Annotated in this window: 17 protein-coding genes and 1 tRNA gene; 11 read left to right on the plus strand and 7 right to left on the minus strand. The window is 33.8% G+C overall.

Features of this window, described 5'->3' with window-relative positions:
• Positions 1-120 precede the first annotated feature (120 nt).
• Positions 121-720 (minus strand): BON domain-containing protein, encoded by a 600-nt coding sequence (locus M1L26_RS04045; protein ID WP_211908509.1) that lies wholly within the window; start codon positions 718-720, stop codon positions 121-123.
• 256 nt (positions 721-976) lie between these two features.
• Between M1L26_RS04045 and M1L26_RS04050 the strand changes: the two genes are divergently transcribed.
• The 5 genes from M1L26_RS04050 (at position 977) to lon (ending at position 6,944) form a co-directional block, all read left to right on the plus strand.
• Positions 977-1,058 (plus strand) — tRNA-Leu (locus tag M1L26_RS04050).
• A gap of 155 nt (positions 1,059-1,213) precedes the next feature.
• Positions 1,214-2,557: a trigger factor gene (gene tig, locus M1L26_RS04055; RefSeq protein WP_211908511.1), complete on the plus strand. Its 1,344-nt coding sequence runs from the start codon at positions 1,214-1,216 to the stop codon at positions 2,555-2,557.
• An 11-nt stretch (positions 2,558-2,568) separates the two neighbouring features.
• Entirely contained in the window at positions 2,569-3,195 is a 627-nt protein-coding gene (gene clpP / locus M1L26_RS04060) for an ATP-dependent Clp endopeptidase proteolytic subunit ClpP (RefSeq protein ID WP_007301999.1), read from the plus strand.
• Positions 3,195-4,472, plus strand: coding sequence for an ATP-dependent Clp protease ATP-binding subunit ClpX (gene clpX, locus M1L26_RS04065; protein ID WP_010406852.1), 1,278 nt, complete (start codon positions 3,195-3,197; stop codon positions 4,470-4,472). The genes clpP and clpX overlap by 1 nt, the downstream gene beginning before the upstream one ends.
• 15 nt (positions 4,473-4,487) lie before the next feature.
• The gene (lon, locus tag M1L26_RS04070) at positions 4,488-6,944 is read left to right on the plus strand and encodes an endopeptidase La (RefSeq protein WP_250119990.1); all 2,457 of its coding nucleotides are present in this window, start codon (positions 4,488-4,490) and stop codon (positions 6,942-6,944) included.
• Positions 6,945-7,044: 100 nt separating this feature from the next.
• Here lon and M1L26_RS04075 read toward each other — a convergent pair whose 3' ends face one another.
• Entirely contained in the window at positions 7,045-8,601 is a 1,557-nt protein-coding gene (locus M1L26_RS04075) for a penicillin-binding transpeptidase domain-containing protein (protein ID WP_211908515.1), read from the minus strand.
• Entirely contained in the window at positions 8,556-9,392 is an 837-nt protein-coding gene (locus M1L26_RS04080) for a polysaccharide deacetylase family protein (RefSeq protein WP_211908517.1), read from the minus strand. Before M1L26_RS04080 ends, M1L26_RS04075 begins: the two co-directional genes overlap by 46 nt.
• A 120-nt stretch (positions 9,393-9,512) precedes the next feature.
• Between M1L26_RS04080 and M1L26_RS04085 the strand changes: the two genes are divergently transcribed.
• The 6 genes from M1L26_RS04085 to M1L26_RS04110 all read left to right on the plus strand — a co-directional run bounded on the left by M1L26_RS04085 (position 9,513) and on the right by M1L26_RS04110 (position 14,980).
• Positions 9,513-11,024: a YifB family Mg chelatase-like AAA ATPase gene (locus M1L26_RS04085; protein ID WP_250119992.1), complete on the plus strand. Its 1,512-nt coding sequence runs from the start codon at positions 9,513-9,515 to the stop codon at positions 11,022-11,024.
• A gap of 77 nt (positions 11,025-11,101) precedes the next feature.
• A complete protein-coding gene (locus M1L26_RS04090) occupies positions 11,102-11,545 on the plus strand; it encodes a hypothetical protein (RefSeq protein ID WP_211908521.1) in 444 nt (147 codons plus the stop codon).
• A 211-nt stretch (positions 11,546-11,756) separates the two neighbouring features.
• The gene (gene ftsZ / locus M1L26_RS04095) at positions 11,757-12,941 is read left to right on the plus strand and encodes a cell division protein FtsZ (protein ID WP_211908523.1); all 1,185 of its coding nucleotides are present in this window, start codon (positions 11,757-11,759) and stop codon (positions 12,939-12,941) included.
• Entirely contained in the window at positions 12,941-13,339 is a 399-nt protein-coding gene (locus M1L26_RS04100) for an EVE domain-containing protein (RefSeq protein ID WP_211908525.1), read from the plus strand. Before ftsZ ends, M1L26_RS04100 begins: the two co-directional genes overlap by 1 nt.
• 339 nt (positions 13,340-13,678) lie before the next feature.
• On the plus strand, positions 13,679-14,137 hold the full coding sequence (ybeY, locus tag M1L26_RS04105) for an rRNA maturation RNase YbeY (RefSeq protein WP_015587883.1): 459 nt from the start codon (positions 13,679-13,681) through the stop codon (positions 14,135-14,137).
• A gap of 54 nt (positions 14,138-14,191) precedes the next feature.
• Positions 14,192-14,980 (plus strand): succinate dehydrogenase iron-sulfur subunit, encoded by a 789-nt coding sequence (locus M1L26_RS04110; RefSeq protein ID WP_211908529.1) that lies wholly within the window; start codon positions 14,192-14,194, stop codon positions 14,978-14,980.
• Between the two features lie 3 nt (positions 14,981-14,983).
• Here M1L26_RS04110 and M1L26_RS04115 read toward each other — a convergent pair whose 3' ends face one another.
• The 4 genes from M1L26_RS04115 to M1L26_RS04130 are packed head-to-tail and all read right to left on the minus strand — an operon-like array spanning position 14,984 to position 18,416.
• Complete coding sequence (locus tag M1L26_RS04115) at positions 14,984-16,120, minus strand: hypothetical protein (protein WP_052264787.1); 1,137 nt, start codon at positions 16,118-16,120, stop codon at positions 14,984-14,986.
• 35 nt (positions 16,121-16,155) lie between these two features.
• Positions 16,156-16,947 carry a GNAT family N-acetyltransferase gene (locus M1L26_RS04120; protein WP_211908531.1) on the minus strand — a complete coding sequence of 264 codons (792 nt, stop codon included), beginning with the start codon at positions 16,945-16,947 and terminating at the stop codon, positions 16,156-16,158.
• Positions 16,937-17,419, minus strand: a complete 483-nt coding sequence (locus M1L26_RS04125) for a phosphatidylglycerophosphatase A family protein (protein ID WP_012481861.1) — start codon at positions 17,417-17,419, stop codon at positions 16,937-16,939. Before M1L26_RS04125 ends, M1L26_RS04120 begins: the two co-directional genes overlap by 11 nt.
• 19 nt (positions 17,420-17,438) lie before the next feature.
• Positions 17,439-18,416 (minus strand): NAD(P)H-dependent glycerol-3-phosphate dehydrogenase, encoded by a 978-nt coding sequence (locus M1L26_RS04130; protein ID WP_211908535.1) that lies wholly within the window; start codon positions 18,414-18,416, stop codon positions 17,439-17,441.
• Positions 18,417-18,520 lie beyond the last annotated feature (104 nt).

Consider the following 18,520-nt stretch of genomic DNA (forward strand, 5'->3'; position numbering starts at 1 on the left):
TGAATTCTATGATATTATTTTTTGTAACATTGTTATACATACCATAAGAGTGAACTGACGAAATTTCTAAAGGAGTTTTATGGCTTAGCTACATGATACTGACACTCAAGTAAATTTTCATCAATGACGCAATTTGCTATGTCTATATCTCACATAGCTTACAACTTGCTTTACTCCTTTTACTTTTCTTGCAATTGCTATTACAGCTTTTAATTCCGCCTTATTTTGAGCTATACCCATCAAATAAACGACTCTATCAACTGTATTAACGCTATAATTAATTGATTTAATATTTCTTTTTCCCAGAAGCCTCGTGCTTATCTCTGCTGTTATCATACCATCCACAGTAACATCTAGCATAGAAGACATTTTAATTGGTGTAACTCTTATTTCATTTATCACTTCTTTAATCTCTTTTTGCTGCCAAGCTATTTTCTCTGCCGTGAGTTGCTTTTCATGATTATCAACATTTCCAATGAGTAATACTCTTCCTTCACTCACTTTAACTTTTATAGATGAGAATAGTCCGTGTTTTAAGAGTCCCTTATTGATTCTTATTACTATAGTTGTATCATCAATAATGTTTCCCAAGGATTTATCTTGCATTGTTATTGCTGTAGCCGCTGCAGTTGCTGTTACCACTATACCACTCACAAGAGTCGTACAGCCACTCTGTGTAATCAGAAAAATTGCGAGTAAGAAGCTTGCTATTAATCTCATTATTAATCTCCAGAGTTTAGAGCTTTAATTAAAGAATATTAATAAGCTTTTTTTATTGTGTAAATACTATAAATTGAATAAGCCTTGAATATTTCTAAGACAGTACTTATCTTAATAATGTTAGTTAAAGTAATTCAGGCTTAGATTCATAGTGGAGTTAACCAGTATTATAAGTTCAGTCTGTAGTATTAAAATCTAATCTTTAAATTGCATAAGATGACAGAAGCGGTTATCTATAAGTTAATGAAGGGTTCTTGCGGATATGGCGAAATTGGTAGACGCGCCAGGTTTAGGTCCTGGTGAGCTTGCTCGTGGGGGTTCAAGTCCCTCTATCCGCACTTAAAGTCATGTAACTCAGGTTTTAAGAGAAAATTTATAATTACTAAGTACACTTTTGTTTGTATAAGAACCTGTTCTTAAGGATTGTATTTAACTTAAATTCTGGTAAAATGGCTTTATTAAAACATAAATAAAATATTGATAACAGGTTGTAATGTCTAGTAATATAACTCAAAATGCAGTCGAAGCAGATACATTAAGTAATATATATACCTATAAGGAACTTAGTGTAGATAAACTAAAGTATGAGTATGAAATCACAGTTAGTAGTGATTATATAGAACAAAAGATAAACTCTAGATTACAAGAAATAGCGAAGGATGCAAAACTGCCTGGATTTAGATCTGGAAAGATGCCTTACGATCTTGTTGTTACAAATTATAAAAACGAAGCTTTGGAATATGTGATAAAAGATACGATTGACTATTGCTCAAGTGATTTAATGAAAAAAATCGAAGTTAAGTCTCACATCCATCCTAAGGTTGATATTATGTCATTACCAAACCTGGATAAAAAGGATGAAAAAGGCGACTTTCTGTACAAATTATCTTTTGAATCGATGCCAAAAGTGCCAGTAATAGATCTTGATAAAATAAATTTGAAGAAAGTTAAGGCAAAAATCAAAGAAGGAGACATAAAAGAATTTATTGATTCTATAAAAACAAAATTTCCTAACCTTGTCTCTGTTAATGATGCTTCTTATCAAGCAAAAAACGAGGATAAACTGATAATTGACTTTGAAGGGCGAATTAGAAATAAGCTCTTTCAAGGTGGAAGTGGCAAAAATTTTACTGTTAATTTAGGATCTGGAACATTTATAAATGGTTTTGAAGATCAATTAATTGGCATGAAAAAAGGGGAAACAAAAAGCTTTAAGTTGAGATTTCCTGAAGATTATCAGGTAATTTCCCTTGCGGGGCAGGAGGCTGCTTTTTCTGTTCGAGTTAATGATATTCAGATTGCCAAAGATTTGCAAAGTGATAATGAAATAGCTAGGAGAATTGGTTTTGAAGATCATTCTTCGCTAATAAATCATGTAAAAGAAGTAATTGATAATCAGTGTAAAGAAATGGGAGATCTCTTAATTAAGAAAGAGCTATTTGATTGTTTGGATGCTAGTTATAGTTTTGATTTGCCTATAGAAGTAGTAAAACAGGAACAGCAGAGAGTGGAAAGAGAGTTGAATGCTAAAGATGATTCTTGTAAAGAAGCTGAAAGACGCGTAAAGCTTGCAATGCTATTTATGGAGTTCAGTAAAGAACATGAAATATCATTAACTCAAAGTGATATTATGAATGTTATTGTAAATCAATATGTCAGTAAAGATGTATCATTTGACAGAGTATTTAAACATTTTAAATCAGACGGACAATTTCAGGAATTAGTTAGAGGGCAAGCGCTTGAGTATAAAGTGACAGATTATATGATAGAAAAAGCTAGTAAAGAAGAACAGATTGTTTCTGTGAAAGAATTAAAGGAATTATTTGATAATATTTGATAGGAAAAGGTATGACTCTTATACCAATTGTAGTTGAACAAACTAGTCGCGGTGAGCGGGCTTATGACATATATTCAAGGCTAGTAAAAGAAAGAATAATTTTCGTAACTGGCCCTATTGAAGACAACATGGCCAGCGTAATAGTAGCACAGCTTTTATTTTTAGAATCGGAAAATCCCGATAAAGACATTTGTATGTATATTAACTCACCAGGTGGTGTTGTAACTGCTGGTTTGTCGATCTACGATACAATGCAGTATATAAATCCAGACGTTTCAACTTTGTGTATAGGTCAAGCTGCATCTATGGGTTCTTTGTTGCTTACAGCTGGTGCAGAGGGTAAACGTTACTCGCTACCTCATTCAAGAATTATGATACATCAGCCATCTGGTGGTTATCATGGGCAAGCAACTGATATAGAAATACATGCTAATGAAATTTTGCGAGTTAAGAAAAAATTAAATCAAATTTATGAAAAACATACTGGAAATTCACTAAAGAAAATTGAAGAAATGATGGAAAGAGATAAATTCATGGATCCTGAAGAAGCAATGAAAACTGGCTTAATTGACAGAGTAATAGCTGAGCGTAAAGATATGAAGATTGAAAATATTAAAGTTAAACAAAAGGTAGTTTAATGGATAACAATAATGATTTACACTACTGTTCTTTTTGTAACAAGGCACAAAACGAAGTAGATAAATTGATTACTAACTCTTCAGATGGTTTAAAGGTGTTCATTTGTAATGAATGCATAGAGTTATCCCATAAAGCAATAAGTCAAAAGAAAGAGAGAGCTTTTAATTCAGATCATATATCTGATATGAAGCTATTACTAAAGAAACCTGAAGATATAAAAAATTTTCTTAGTAAGCATGTTGTAGGTCAGGAACATGCGCAACACGTTTTATCTGTGGCTATGTATAACCATTGTCAATCCATGGTGCAACTTCATTCTATAAGTGATATTGAAATTGAGAAGTCAAATATAATGCTTATTGGCCCTACTGGTTCTGGTAAGACTTTGCTAGCAAAAACACTTGCTAAAGTTTCAGATGTGCCATTTGCTATGGCCGATGCGACAACTTTGACTGAGGCAGGTTATGTAGGTGATGATGTAGAAAGCGTGTTGTCACGTCTATTACAAGCTGCAAATTATGATGTTGCAAAGGCACAGCATGGTATAGTGTTTATCGATGAAATAGACAAGATCACAAGAAAGTCTGAAAGCGCTTCAATAACCCGTGATGTTTCAGGTGAAGGGGTCCAACAAGCTCTACTAAAAATCATGGAAGGTACGGTTGCTTATGTTCCTCCACAAGGAGGGCGAAAACACCCGCAACAAGAGTTTATACAAGTAGACACTAGTAACATACTATTTATTTGTGGAGGAGCTTTTGAAGGCCTAAATAAAATTATTGAGGCAAGAAAAAAGGGAACATCAGTTGGCTTTGGAGCGGATATAAGTCAGTCTAAAGCACAAAAGAAAAAAAATGCTTTACGCGATGCTCAACCTGAGGACTTAATCAAATTCGGTTTGATACCCGAATTTGTAGGACGGGTTCCAATAACTGCCGTTCTAGATGAGCTTGATCACGAGGATTTAATACATGTGTTGACAGAGCCAAGAAATGCGCTAGTAAAACAATATAAAGCATTGCTTGCATTTAGTAAAGTAAACCTTGAGTTTTCAGATGAAGCAATATCAGCTATTGCTAAAAAAGCTATAAGCTATAAAACAGGTGCAAGGATGTTACGTGCTATCTTAGAGTCACTTTTGCTTGATGTTATGTATATATCCGGCAACGGAGGTTTTGAAGGTAGCACTATAACGGTTACTAAGAAAATGGTAGAATTAGGCAAAGCGACGATTAATCATAATAATAAGGGTAGTGTTATAACGGTTAATGATTAATTTGAGGCATATATTATGAATATTGGACATGCTGTAAACTTTAATTCTACTGTATTACCAGTATTACCTCTAAGAGATGTAGTAATTTTTCCAAATATAATGTTGCCTTTATTCGTAGGTAGAGAAAAATCTGTTCATGCACTAGAGTATGCAATAAGTAGCAGTAGTCACCAAAACGAGATTTTTCTCATAGCACAAAAAGATGGTTCTATTGATAATCCAGAGCCAGAGAATCTTTATGAAGTAGGCGTGTTAGCAAATATTATACAACCATTAATAAAACTGCCTGACAATGCAGTAAAAGTCATGATTCATGGGGTAAGAAGGGGAAGAGTTATAGAATATATTAGCTCTCACACTTTGTTAGAGGCCAGAGTAGCGTTGGATGGTCATTATGAGTATGGAGAAAATGAAGACAATATTGATTTAGAAGCTTTAAGGCGTTCTGTTATAGATGCATTCGACAATTGGTGTAAACTAAGCAAGAAAAGTCGGCCCGAGATTATTATTGACCCCATTGATCAAGTTAAAGAGGTTAATCAAATTGTAGATATGATAGCTTCGCACTTAAATATAAAGGTATCAGATAAGCAAAACATACTTGAAGTTTATAACCCAAAAGAGCGTTTAAAAAAAGTTTTTGCTCTTATTGAGAGAGAAATAAGTATTTTGAGTGCACAAAACCGCTTGTATAAGACAATTAAATCACAGGTTGAAAGTACTCAAAGAGTTTACTACCTTAATGAGCAATTAAAAGCTATACAGAAAGAATTAGGTGAGTTTGAAAATGGAGATGAAGGGAATATACTCAATGAATTTGAAAAAAAGATAAATGAAACAAAGCTTTCTGAAGAAGCAAAAGAGAAAGCCATAACTGACTTAAAGAGATATAAGAAAATGAATCCCATTTCTCCTGAAGCAACAGTTATATCTAGTTACTTGCATTGGTTGCTTGATTTACCATGGAGAAAGTACAAAGATGCAAAAATTAACTTAAATGCGGCTAAAAAAATCTTAGATGAAAATCATTATGGCATAGAGAAAGTAAAAGATAGAATAATAGAATTTTTAGCAGTATTAAAGAGAGTAAAAGAGATAAAGGGTCCTATACTTTGCTTAGTTGGACCACCTGGTGTTGGTAAAACTTCTTTAGCTAAGTCTATGGCAAAAGCAGTAGGAAGAGATTTTGTTCGCATATCTCTTGGTGGTATACGTGATGAGTCTGAAATACGAGGACACAGGAAAACTTATATTGGCTCAATGCCTGGTAAAATCATTCAACACATGAAAAAAGCTAATTCATGCAACCCGCTTTTCCTTCTTGATGAAATAGATAAGATGGGTTCTGATTCGCGTGGTGATCCTGCATCTGCATTACTTGAGGTTTTGGATACTGAGCACAATAAACATTTTACAGATCATTACTTGGAAGTTGAGTTTGATCTTTCAAGTGTAATGTTTGTAGCCACAGCAAATAGCTTAAATTTACCGCATCCTTTGCGTGATAGGATGGAAATTATACAATTATCTGGGTATACCGAAGACGAGAAGATCAGTATTGCTACACATCACCTTATTCCAAAATTAAAAAAAGAGCATGGTTTGCATCAGAAGGAGTGGGAAATAACCAATGAAGCATTATACGAGTTGATACGTTTATATACACGTGAAAGCGGCGTGCGAAGCATGGAAAGGGAACTTGCAAAACTCATGAGAAAAGCAGTTAAAGCAATATTAACTGATAAAAATAAGAAAATATCTGTAGAGATTGGTAATTTACAAGATTATCTAGGGGTACGTAAGTATACCTTTGGCATTGCAGAAAATGAGAGTTTGGTAGGGATAGTAACTGGTCTTGCCTATACTGAAACAGGTGGTGATATTTTGATGATAGAGTCAGTCCTAATTCCTGGTAAAGGGGAGATAAAATATACAGGAAAGCTTGGAGAAGTTATGCAAGAGTCTATAAAAGCTGCGTATAGTTATGTGCGATCAAATTGTTTATTTTTCGGTATAAAGCCCGAAAAATTTCAAAATAATGATATACATTTGCATGTACCTGAAGGTGCTGTGCCAAAAGATGGTCCCTCTGCTGGCAGTGCAGTATGTACGTCTATTGTTTCTCTCATGACAAATATATCAGTTAACAAAAGTGTTGCTATGACAGGCGAAGTAACATTGCGCGGTAGAGTTTTGGCTATCGGGGGCTTGAGAGAAAAATTGCTTGCTGCGCTAAGAGGATCAATCAAAACTGTGATTATACCAAGTGAAAATGAGAAAGATATGCAGGAGATTCCCGCAAATATTAAAGAAGGGATCAACGTAATTTTTGTTAAGAATATTGATGAAGTTATAAAAATTGCTTTAACTCGCCCTATTACTTCAATTGATGGTGATAGTCAAAATAGTCTACCTTCCTCCATAGAAAATAAAGATAGTACCTTCTCTGCGTTAGAAACATTAAAGCACTAAATTGAAAAGGTTTATGCAATTTTCGTTTCTTTTTTTTTAACCTCAAAGCTCTGATTTAAATACATAAATTACAAGTAACATATATGGCAATTTCATAAGTTCATTTTTCAAGCATATATTGCAATATCTCACTAGCAATTGCAACATCTTGGCGTGGAGTTTTGCCATGTTCTATAAACACTGAGATTGCATAGCGCGGATCATGGTAGGGGCCATAAGCGATAAACAATTTATGACTTTCACCTTTAGAGTTTATCTCTGGTGTACCGGTTTTGCCAGCAATTTGTATACTGCCTAGTCCTTTTCTATAGTTAGAATTCACCACGTCAAACATAGCTTTTCGAACCACACTAAGATGCTCATGATTCACATCAATATCAAGAAAGTCTTGCCCTGGTTTACTCATCTCAATGTGGGGAATTACCTCCTTTCCTGTTGCAACCCTCGCTGCAAGAACCGCAAGCTGTAATGGCGTTGTAAGTAAATACCCTTGTCCTATAACTAAGTTAATGGTATCACCTAAATACCACTCTGAATATAGCTTGCGTGCACGCCAATCCACATCAGGCAACAATCCCGGAGCTTCTTCCTTAAACATTCCAATTAATGGTCCACTTCCTATACCAAATTTGCTAGCCATTTCTAGTAGAGAATCTACATTTATTTTTTTTCCTATATTATAAAAGTAAGTGTTGCATGAGAAGGCCATTGCCTCGTTTAAAGATACATATCCATGGACTTTGCTTTTTAGGCAACGAAATTTTCGTTCACCTATTTTCATATATCCCCTACACGAGAACTTTTCTTCTGGTGTTATTATTCCATCTTTTAAACCCGCAAGCGCATCTATTATTTTAAATATTGAACCAGGTGGAATTTGATATGATAATGCACGGTTTACAAGCGGTAATGAAGGATTGTTTAAATTTTTCCAAGTTTCATTTGATAATCTGCTAGTGAAAAGATTATTATCGTAAGAAGGTGAATTATATAATGCTAAAATTTCTCCGTTATTTACATCAATTACCACTGTGGAACCTTGGTGGTCTTTAAATATCTCTGCAATTTTCTTCTGTAAATCAACATCAATTGTTAGCTGTATATCTTGTCCATCTTGCTGCGGTATGCTAGATAACTCTCTCATGATACGCTTCTTAGAATTTATTTCCTGCTCAGATTTTCCGGTCTTGCCTTTTAATACATGATCATATGTATATTCAATTCCACTAACCCCTGCTTCATTTATGTCTTGCTGTTTTTTTGTATATCCGATTATATGAGAACATATCGAACCAAACGGGTAATAACGTTTATAAAGAGCAGTTATTTTTGTATCTGATGATTTTGTTGTATCAGGTTTAATTTCTGATAACATCTGCAAATCAACTTCCCTAGTAAAGGTTTTTTGCCCATCAAATAAAACAATATACGAAATTTTGTTTACTGCGAGTTCAACGCTATTCCTATCCAAAATCCTGCCTCGTTTAGGCACAATAGTAACAACTTTTGTCCTATTATTATTGGATAGCACTTCATATTTTTGTCTATCTCGTACTTGTAAAGTATACAACCTATAACTAAAAATAGCAGAAATAGTAAGCTGAATACCACCTAATATGAATGCCCTGCGGTTGAAGACCTTGTTTTTTGTCCACATAGAATTCCTTTAGAATGCACTCCTTCTCCTTTTATTGGCATATTTCTAGCTTTCACCACATCACAAATCCTCTTTTCCCAATCACTTAAGGTAACAAGCTCATAACCCCATTTTTTTAGTATTTTAATAATCTGAGGTAAAGCTTCAACTGTATTTGATTTGTTATCGTGATCATGGAACAATATAATCGCTCCATTATGTACATTGCTTAAAACTCTTTCAACCAGAATCTCTGATTTATCGCCTTGCCAGTCCAGAGAATCAACTGTCCATAGTATGGAACACATATTTAATCGATTAGTATTTTCGATCAAATTATCATTGTGACATCCATATGGTGGACGAAACCATTTTACATTCTGTTCTGTTGCATTTTTAATTGCCACATTTGTCTTTTCCAGTTCTTGCAATTGCTCCTCACTTGAAAGTGATGTCAACTTCCTATGCGACCAAGAATGATTACCTAATTCATGACCTGCTTTATGGATTTTGTTTACTATTTCAGATGTTTTTTTATTTATACGCTCACCAAGCACAAAAAATGTCGCTTTTGTTTCATTGCTCTCTAGAATATTAATAATATCTCCTGCTCTATTATAAGACGGTCCATCATCAAACGTAAGTGCAACGAACTTATCTTTGTTATTCAATAATTTCTTTATATTACTTAAATTTCTATATGATAGATCCAAATCACAACTGAGCCCACGATATGGTAAGTTAAAGTTACAATCACTACAGAAAACTGCGCTTGAATATAGCAAAAGAAAAGCGATTATTCTTATAAACATATATAATCAGCAAAGTGATAGAGTACTACACTTTTTTGCTAAATTAAACCACTTTTAACAGCTACTGTTTACTTCGTTACTTTATCAATATATTATATTAATAACTTTATATAATATAGTATGATTGCAAATATAAATACCGTTGCACTTCAGGGAACCAGCACAGTAAATGTTAATGCACAAATTCACATGGCAAATGGTATTCCAGCTTTTAATATTGTTGGCTTGCCGGATAAAACTGTTGCAGAATCCAGAGAGCGTATCAGAGCAGCGTTAAATTCAATCAATCTTCTGTTACCTCCAAAAAGGATTACGGTTAATCTTTCCCCTGCGGATTTGCTTAAAGAAGGTAGTCATTATGACTTAGCTATTGCTGTTGGATTACTTGTTGTAATGAATGTGATACCAGTTGAAAAAGTTCAGTCTTATATCATTATGGGTGAGCTTGCACTAGACAGCAGAGTCATACCAATCTCAGGAGTACTTCCAACAGCAATCAGTGCAAAACAGGTAAATAAAGGAGTAATTTGCCCAAGGGGAAATGGAGTAGAAGCTTTATGGGTAAAGAATGTTTCTATTCTGGCTATAGAGAAATTAACGGATATTATCAGACATTTTAAGGGTGAGCAGTTAATTCAGCCGGTAACTTTTAACTATAGCGCTGCACCCAAAGAAAAAAATTCAGTTCCAGATATAAAGGATATTAAAGGTCAAGTTGTTGCAAAAAGAGCAGCTGAAATTGCAGCAGCAGGTGGACACAATATGCTTCTTGTTGGACCTCCTGGTACTGGAAAGTCAATGCTTGCTAAGCGATTTATAGGGCTATTACCCGATTTGACTGAACAAGAGATGATTGATGTTAATATCATCTCTAGCATAACAAAAGCCGGTAACGAAACATTTAAAGTAACTCGTCCCTTTCGTGAACCTCATCACTCATGCTCAATGTCAGCGATGATAGGAGGAGGGAAAAATGCAAAGCCTGGGGAAATCACCATGGCTCACAATGGTGTGTTATTTCTTGATGAGCTACCTGAATTTCCAAGGCTTGTGCTTGATTCTCTATGCCAACCACTTGAAGATAGAAAAGTTACTATTGCACATGCAAATGCTCACATTACTTATCCAGCTAATTTTCAACTTATAGCTGCAATGAATCCCTGCAGGTGCGGTTACTTAGGTGATGCAAGTAGATCGTGCAACAAAGCTCCAAAATGCGGCACAGATTATAGAAATAAAATATCAGGACCTTTGCTTGATAGAATAGACATATGCATTGAAATGCCAAACGTTAGAATACTTTCTCCTGAAATCTCTGTGGAGGGAGAAAGTACCGAGGTTATAAGAGGAAGGGTGATAGCAGCGAGAAAAATTCAAACTGAGCGTTATAGTAAATTTAATATTCGTTGCAATGCAGAAGTCAGTGGTGAAGCATTAAATAAATTCACTGAACCAGATCAGGAAGGGTTAGAATTGCTAAAATACGTACTGAAAGAAAATTACATTTCCAATCGAGGCTACACACGCGTATTAAGAGTCGCAAGAACCATTGCAGATCTTGTAAAAAGTGAAGAGGTAAAGAAAGCACACATTGCAGAAGCGCTGAATTACAGAATAAGAATGTATAAATAAATTAATCTGCTTGACAGAAAACTTTTTTTTGCCATATACTACCATTAGTGAAATTTTAATATTTTAGGAGTACAGTTATGCCGACAGTAAAAACAATCAAAGATAAAGTTAAAGAAGTTTATAATCAGGGTTATGGTTTTGTAACAAAACATCCGTATAAAACAGCTGCCACTTTTGTAGCAATTGCAACAGTAGCTTCGCTTACGGCTGCTTATTTCTTAAGTCCAGCTTATGCAACTTTTGTTGGTACAGTTGGAACAAAAGCTGCAACACTTGTTAGTCCTGCTATTACTACAATGTCTGCATTTGCAGTTGCTCATCCACTTGTTGCTAGTTTGGTAGTTCTTGCTGCAGTAGCAGCTTTAATAACTGCACCTGTGTATGCATATAAAAACAGTAATAAGGCAGCTCAAATTGAAAAAGTAAGTGAATTAGTTGAGAATCAAGAACCAAGCAGCGAGATAAAAGTAGGTGAAATTCAAAAAATACTTGGGGTCCAGCAATCAACATCTACTGTTTAATTAGTAGCAACTTCCAATAAAAAGGGATAGGCTTCTGTCCCTTTTTACAGTTTTTTTTTGCATCTTAATCATTATATCTACTGGTTAATAATGTTAAGAATAAGTAAATCTTGTTCACTATTTGCATATATCAAAATGAAAAATGTTTGCATATTGTTAAAAAAGCAGTAACTTGTTATCAAGTGAATTCACTAATATTTGAGTAATTTAAATGTCAATTGACCTTAGTTTACCAGAATTACCCATATTGCACCCAAGGATTACCGTTGTGGGAGTGGGTGGTGCTGGTGGAAATGCTGTGAACAACATGATTCAATCCAATTTACAAGGAGTAAATTTTGTTGTAGCAAATACCGATGCTCAAGCGTTAGAGAAGTCATTATGTGATAAAAAAATTCAGCTTGGTATTAACTTAACTAAGGGCCTTGGTGCTGGTGCTTTGCCTGATGTTGGTAAAGGTGCAGCAGAAGAATCAATTGACGAAATTATGGAGCATATAAAAGATAGCCATATGCTCTTTATCACAGCAGGGATGGGTGGTGGTACTGGAACAGGTGCTGCACCGGTAATTGCAAAAGCAGCCAGAGAAGCAAGAGCGGTAGTTAAAGATAAAGGAGCAAAAGAAAAAAAGATACTGACTGTTGGAGTCGTAACTAAGCCGTTCGGTTTTGAAGGTGTGCGGCGTATGCGCATTGCAGAGCTTGGACTTGAAGAGTTGCAAAAATACGTAGATACACTTATTGTCATTCCCAATCAAAATTTATTTAGAATTGCTAACGAGAAAACTACATTTGCTGACGCATTTCAACTCGCCGATAATGTTCTGCATATTGGCATAAGAGGAGTAACTGATTTGATGATCATGCCAGGACTGATTAATCTTGATTTTGCTGATATAGAAACAGTCATGAGTGAGATGGGTAAAGCAATGATTGGTACTGGAGAGGCAGAAGGAGAAGATAGGGCAATTAGTGCTGCAGAGGCTGCGATATCTAATCCATTACTTGATAATGTATCAATGAAAGGTGCACAAGGAATATTGATTAATATTACTGGTGGTGGAGATATGACTCTATTTGAAGTTGATGCTGCAGCCAATAGAGTGCGTGAAGAAGTGGATGAAAATGCAAATATAATATTTGGTGCCACTTTTGATCAGGCGATGGAGGGAAGAGTTAGAGTTTCTGTTCTTGCAACTGGCATTGATAGCTGTAACGACAATTCATCTGTTAATCAAAACAAGATCCCAGCAGAGGAAAAAAATTTTAAATGGCCTTATAATCAAATTCCAATATTAGAAACAAAAGAATATGCTTCAACTGAGCAAACAAACGAAAGAGTTAAGTGGGGCAGCAATGTTTATGATATACCAGCTTATTTAAGAAGAAAAAAATAATGCAATTTTGGCTACTAAAGTCAGAGCCAAGTGAATACTCGTGGCAAAAAATGAGAAAGGAGCAGGTGACGCAGTGGAATGGTGTATGCAATTATCAAGCTCAAAATTACATGAGAGCTATGAAATTAGGTGATCTTGCATTTTTTTATCATACAGGTAAAGAGAGAGTTATACTTGGAATAGTTGAAGTATTAAAGGAGTATTATCATGTTTATAATTCCAAATTTGGACTAGTGAATGTAAAACTTTTGAAACCTTTAAGTAACCAAGTGACGTTAAACAGTATAAAACAAAACCCACTTTTGAAAAATATGGTTATATTAAAACAATCACGTTTATCAGTTTCTCCAGTTTTAGAGACTGAGTGGAATGAAATAATAAGGATGAGTGATGTGTAATACCTGTTGCCAAACAATATTACCTCAGCACACAACATACAGCTGTATGAGTGTTTGTTTCGAAGTAGCCGATTTTTCATCAAACACAAAGCAGTGCTTGACACTGGAATCCAGCTGTAATGCAACCACATTAAAAATGTTGTGTTTTAATATAGCTTTTATATTCACTCACCTAATGTCTAATCAGAATTCCTGGATCCCAATGTTGGAGCACTGGGATGACATACTTCTAGTGTACAATATTCGTATAGTTGTGTGTATGATACGATGTTCTATAATTCTTCTTTTTTGGGTTCCAATGTCAAGTGATGGGATAATGTCCTTTCTGGTGCTTTATTCATGTTAGAAGTAAATATTCTTGATAAGAGGTGGCATAGTATTACGAAGGACCCACAGAGTTTTGTATTAAATATTATTAACGCTTCTCTAAAAGAATTAAAAATAGATCATTATAAACCAAATATATCAATAGCTCTCGCTGATGATAACTTGCTACATCAACTTAATCTCAAGTTTAGAGAAATAGATAAGCCAACTAATGTACTATCATTTCCATGCGAACAGTTATCTAGTGAATGTGATCTAGGAGACATAGCAATTGCAGTAGATACAATAGAAAGAGAGTCTCATGAGTACTGTATATCTATCCTCACTCACACTGCACACATGTTAGTTCATGGATTGCTGCATTTACTTGGCTATGATCATCAAAAAGAAGATGAAGAAATTATAATGAAAAGTTTAGAGAGCAAGATTTTAGCTTTGCTTGAATTTGAAAAGGAAAAGTATGGTAGATAATACCAAAATATGTTATTTATAAAAAAGGGGTTTTAGCTGTAAAAGGTAAGCAATATGGTTCAGTTTTCTTTACCAAAAAATTCTAAAGTTAATAAAAAGGGCAAGGTTTATCCTACTCCTACTGGAGCAAAAAATATTAGAAGATTTCAAATTTATCGTTGGTCTGCTGATGATGATAAAAATCCAAGAATAGACACATTTTTTATCGATATGGATAATTGTGGCCCTATGGTACTTGATGTATTAATAAAAATAAAGGATGAAATAGATTCAACCTTAACTTTTAGACGCTCTTGCAGAGAAGGAATATGCGGATCTTGTGCAATGAATATTGATGGTACCAACACTCTTGCATGCACTAAATCTATACATGATATAAAAGGTGAAGTAAAAATATATCCACTACCTCATATGTATATAGTAAAGGATCTAGTTCCAGATCTAAGCCAATTTTATGAGCAATACAAATCGATTAAACCTTGGTTACAAACAGATAAATCTGCCTTACAAAATAAAGAATACTTTCAATCTCCTGAAGATAGAAAAAAATTGGATGGTCTGTCTGATTGTATACTATGTGCTTGCTGTTCGACTGGTTGCCCAAGCTATTGGTGGAATGGTGATAAATTTTTAGGGCCAGCGGTATTACTGCAAGCTTATAGATGGATTGCTGACAGTCGTGATAATAAGAAAGAAGAAAGACTTGCTTCTTTAAACGACCCATTTAAGTTGTATCGCTGTCATACAATAATGAATTGTACAAAAACCTGTCCGAAAGGTCTTAACCCAGCAAAAGCGATAGCAAAAGTAAAACAGCTCATGGTAGAGAGAGAAGGAATTTGAGTGTTATTTCTGGCACTCTTCGTAAGAAAATAGTAGACCCTCTGAAGCATAGGGTATTGTTAATACTCTAAACGTTCTTCCATTCATGAAATGTATTGTTTCACCATATGATTCCAGTAATCTTTTAAACAATTCATGTCTTTGATTATTAATAGTTTGAAAATCCTTTTTTCCTAAAAGCTTTTTAGATTCAAATAGGTGAAGCATAATCTCGTGATAAGTTGGATAAGACTCCAAAAATTTTGGATCAAACTGAAAAGTTTTTATAAAAGCATTATTATAAAATTTTAGCTTTTGATTCTTACTATATATCGCTACAGCAATCGATAGCTTCTCAAGCAAACTTTCTTGTGCAGCTAAACAATTGCTTAGCTCAGTATGTAATTTTTTTTCATCACTAATATCTTTTCCATACATTACTATGCTATTAGAATTTTGCATTGGAACTTCAACAAAATTAAAAACCTTAGGTTCATTCTTGTAAGTTATTACACACTCTCCTGGTTTTACGTTATAGGAGCCACTTGCAACAGTAAATTTTTTAGAGCTGCCTATATATTTATCATAAAATAAGTTATAAAACCTTACTTTTTTATTCTTATTGTACTTCAGTATTGGAAATGGTAAAGAGTCAAAAATTTTTTTATAGTTCTCCAATTCTCGCATAAGCTTACTATTTTCTAACTCAAGTTCATTAGCTTTTATCTTATAATCGGAGATATTCCTTATCCATAACAACACACCAATCACATTATTAGAATAATCTATTATGCTTTTACCATAACATGTGCAATAAACCTCACTGTCTTTTGACTTTAAATCTAGAGTAAAAGATTTATTTATTTCCTTTGCCTCAGCAAAACTTTTAATTAAGCTTTCTGATTGCTCAAAAAAATTTACAAACTCATTAAATGAATAAAAAACAGTATTAAGCAAAATTAGTAAATTGGGAGAAAATTTTTCTATACGTTTTTTTGCGTCCCAAATATAAAATCCATCATTCACAGTATCTATTAAATTATTTATGATAACATTTTGATGTTGTAAGTCCTTAATTTTATTACTAATTTTTAATTTAGAATATGAGAAAAAGAAGAATACTAGAATTAGTAGTAAAACTATTTCATACAAAAAAAACATAGTATTCTAAAACAAATATAAAAATTTGTAACCTCTCAGCAAAGAGATTGTACTGAAGAGGTATATAAGTGAAGATTGCCCAATACCCTAAAGCCTAATCTCTTATAAAGGTTTACAGAAGGTTTCATGCAATGTGCTACTATGTATTTGCATTCAAATTGCCTAGCTATCTTTATTCTTTCTAGAACCATTTGAGTTCCTATTCCACGACCTCTGTAAATTGGTAAAACTCCATCGCTATAAAAACCAGCTATGCTGTCTTGAATATAAAGACCGCATGTTCCAACAATTTCGTTATTTAGCATTACAAGAAAAAATCTTAACCTTGAGCTCTTATCATCATAATTCGATAATTGGCGAAAAAATGTGCTAACAATACTAATTCTGTGATAAAAAATTTTAGAAGTGTGTAAATCTAATTGCTCTAAGAGCTCACTACTATTTACAACATTGAACTTCAAATTTGGAACAGCATCATCAGGCAAAAAATAATCTTTTATATTGAGTAAAACTTTTTTTGGTGTGCTAACGTGTTTTATTTCGCATTTTTCTAAAATACCCCCTATTTTTATACGTGGACTTATTATCCATGTTGCTTCTATATTTCGTGCTTTGAGATAATCTAGAGTTCTGCATATGGAAAGCTCAGTACATTGATCTTCACAAAACACAAAATTAAATAACGATTCTCTGGTACCATTTACTGTAAATATAACATTATCAAATTCGTCATGTATTTCCCACTTGGACAAATTCGTTGCATAAAGTATATAATCCTTTAGGTTCTGAATAATTAAGCGTGAATAACAAATTTTTTTATTCTGCATAAATCAACAATAAACAATAAAAGGCTCCTATAAAAACAAAGGCTAAAATTGCAGCTACAACATCATCTAGCATAATACCTAAAGGACCTTTTGTATTTTTATCAATCAAATTTATAGGCCACACTTTTATTATATCAAAAAACCTAAAGGAGAAAAAGCACACCAACAATACAGAGCTATTCATTTCTTGTTCTAATAATATTGAAACTAGAAGTACTGTCAGCAATTGACCAACTACTTCATCAATTACTACCTCTTTTGGATCATGCGGAGCTTTGTAATGTTGTATATAATTGCCTGTAGACCATAATCCAACTAAGAATAAAAAAAAAATAATTGCTGTACCTAAAATTCTGTCATTGAGTAATATAGGAACAATTGGGTAAGCAGCCAAGCTGCCTATAGTACCTGGCATGTGTTTTACCGTGCCAGATAGCCACCATGTTGATATTAATTTATATAAAAATTTCACAATATACCGAAATATAAAACTAATTTACAAGAACAGAAATAGTATCTTCTATAGAAGTATTTTCATATAGCAATCTATAGATCGCTTCACATATGGGCATTTTTATCTTTAGCTTTTCTGCTAAATCAAATGCAGACTTAGCAGTGTTAAAACCTTCAATTACCGACTTACCTTCTGATAAAATCTGCTGAGCACTAGAACCATTACTATTAGCTACTTTAGATCCAAAAGATAGATTTCTTGAATTTAATGATGTGCATGTCACAACCAAATCGCCTAAGCATGCTGGTCCAAGTAGTGTATTTATATCTACATTGCCGTCACCAACTTTTGCTGAGTATAAAGCCTTAATTTCACTCATACTTTTCGTAATTAATGCTGCATGAGCATTAAACCCAAACCTACCTAGAACAACCCCACATGCTATAGCAAAAACATTCTTTAACGCTGCACAAACCTGTATTCCTATAACATCGCTACTAAGGTACAATTTAATATTTTCTTGCTGTAGCTCTGATATTAATTTTAAACCTAATACTTCATTTTGACATGCAAGAACCATCGAATATGGTAATTTTCTTGCAACTTCTATAGCAAAGCTAGGACCAGAAAAAACAGCAAGAGGATTATTAGGTAAAACTTCATTGACTACTTCACTAGGTAATTTTAATGTAGATTTTTCTATTCCCTTACAAGCCAAAATTATTGCTACATTTTTTTTTAGGTTACAATCATTCAATTGATGACATATCTCCCTTAGAGACTGAGTGGGAACAGCTAAAATTATTACTGAAGCATTCACTGCATCTTCAATAGCTAATTTTACTGATACATTATCAGAAATTGGACAATCAGGTAGCTTGTCACTTTCTCTTTTCTCTTTAATTGATTCAAACATGGCCTTATTGCGAGTCCACAAAATTACATTTTTCTTACTACTTAATGAAATCGCAATTGCTGTACCCCATGCGCCAGCACCTAAAACTGATATTACCACTCAATATTCCTGAAAGTATTACTTATAATTTAAAACTGTAGAATAAGTAAATTAAAAATATAACATAAAAGTATAAAATAGTTTAAATATCTATTAACCTAAGT

Origin of the sequence: Wolbachia endosymbiont of Ostrinia scapulalis, from assembly GCF_023559145.1 — a bacterium.
Taxonomy (GTDB): Bacteria; Pseudomonadota; Alphaproteobacteria; order Rickettsiales; family Anaplasmataceae; genus Wolbachia.

Bases quoted from the DNA above. Each gene is read 5' to 3' on its own strand.
- tig (WP_211908511.1), top strand. From the start codon at position 1,214: ATGTCTAGTAATATAACTCAAAATGCAGTCGAAGCAGATACATTAAGT.
- M1L26_RS04075 (WP_211908515.1), bottom strand. From the start codon at position 8,601: ATGTGGACAAAAAACAAGGTCTTCAACCGCAGGGCATTCATATTAGGT.
- M1L26_RS04045 (WP_211908509.1), bottom strand. From the start codon at position 720: ATGAGATTAATAGCAAGCTTCTTACTCGCAATTTTTCTGATTACACAG.
- lon (WP_250119990.1), top strand. From the start codon at position 4,488: ATGAATATTGGACATGCTGTAAACTTTAATTCTACTGTATTACCAGTA.
- clpX (WP_010406852.1), top strand. From the start codon at position 3,195: ATGGATAACAATAATGATTTACACTACTGTTCTTTTTGTAACAAGGCA.
- M1L26_RS04080 (WP_211908517.1), bottom strand. From the start codon at position 9,392: ATGTTTATAAGAATAATCGCTTTTCTTTTGCTATATTCAAGCGCAGTT.
- M1L26_RS04100 (WP_211908525.1), top strand. From the start codon at position 12,941: ATGCAATTTTGGCTACTAAAGTCAGAGCCAAGTGAATACTCGTGGCAA.
- ftsZ (WP_211908523.1), top strand. From the start codon at position 11,757: ATGTCAATTGACCTTAGTTTACCAGAATTACCCATATTGCACCCAAGG.
- M1L26_RS04085 (WP_250119992.1), top strand. From the start codon at position 9,513: ATGATTGCAAATATAAATACCGTTGCACTTCAGGGAACCAGCACAGTA.
- M1L26_RS04110 (WP_211908529.1), top strand. From the start codon at position 14,192: ATGGTTCAGTTTTCTTTACCAAAAAATTCTAAAGTTAATAAAAAGGGC.
- M1L26_RS04115 (WP_052264787.1), bottom strand. From the start codon at position 16,120: ATGTTTTTTTTGTATGAAATAGTTTTACTACTAATTCTAGTATTCTTC.
- clpP (WP_007301999.1), top strand. From the start codon at position 2,569: ATGACTCTTATACCAATTGTAGTTGAACAAACTAGTCGCGGTGAGCGG.
- M1L26_RS04120 (WP_211908531.1), bottom strand. From the start codon at position 16,947: ATGCAGAATAAAAAAATTTGTTATTCACGCTTAATTATTCAGAACCTA.
- M1L26_RS04090 (WP_211908521.1), top strand. From the start codon at position 11,102: ATGCCGACAGTAAAAACAATCAAAGATAAAGTTAAAGAAGTTTATAAT.
- ybeY (WP_015587883.1), top strand. From the start codon at position 13,679: ATGTTAGAAGTAAATATTCTTGATAAGAGGTGGCATAGTATTACGAAG.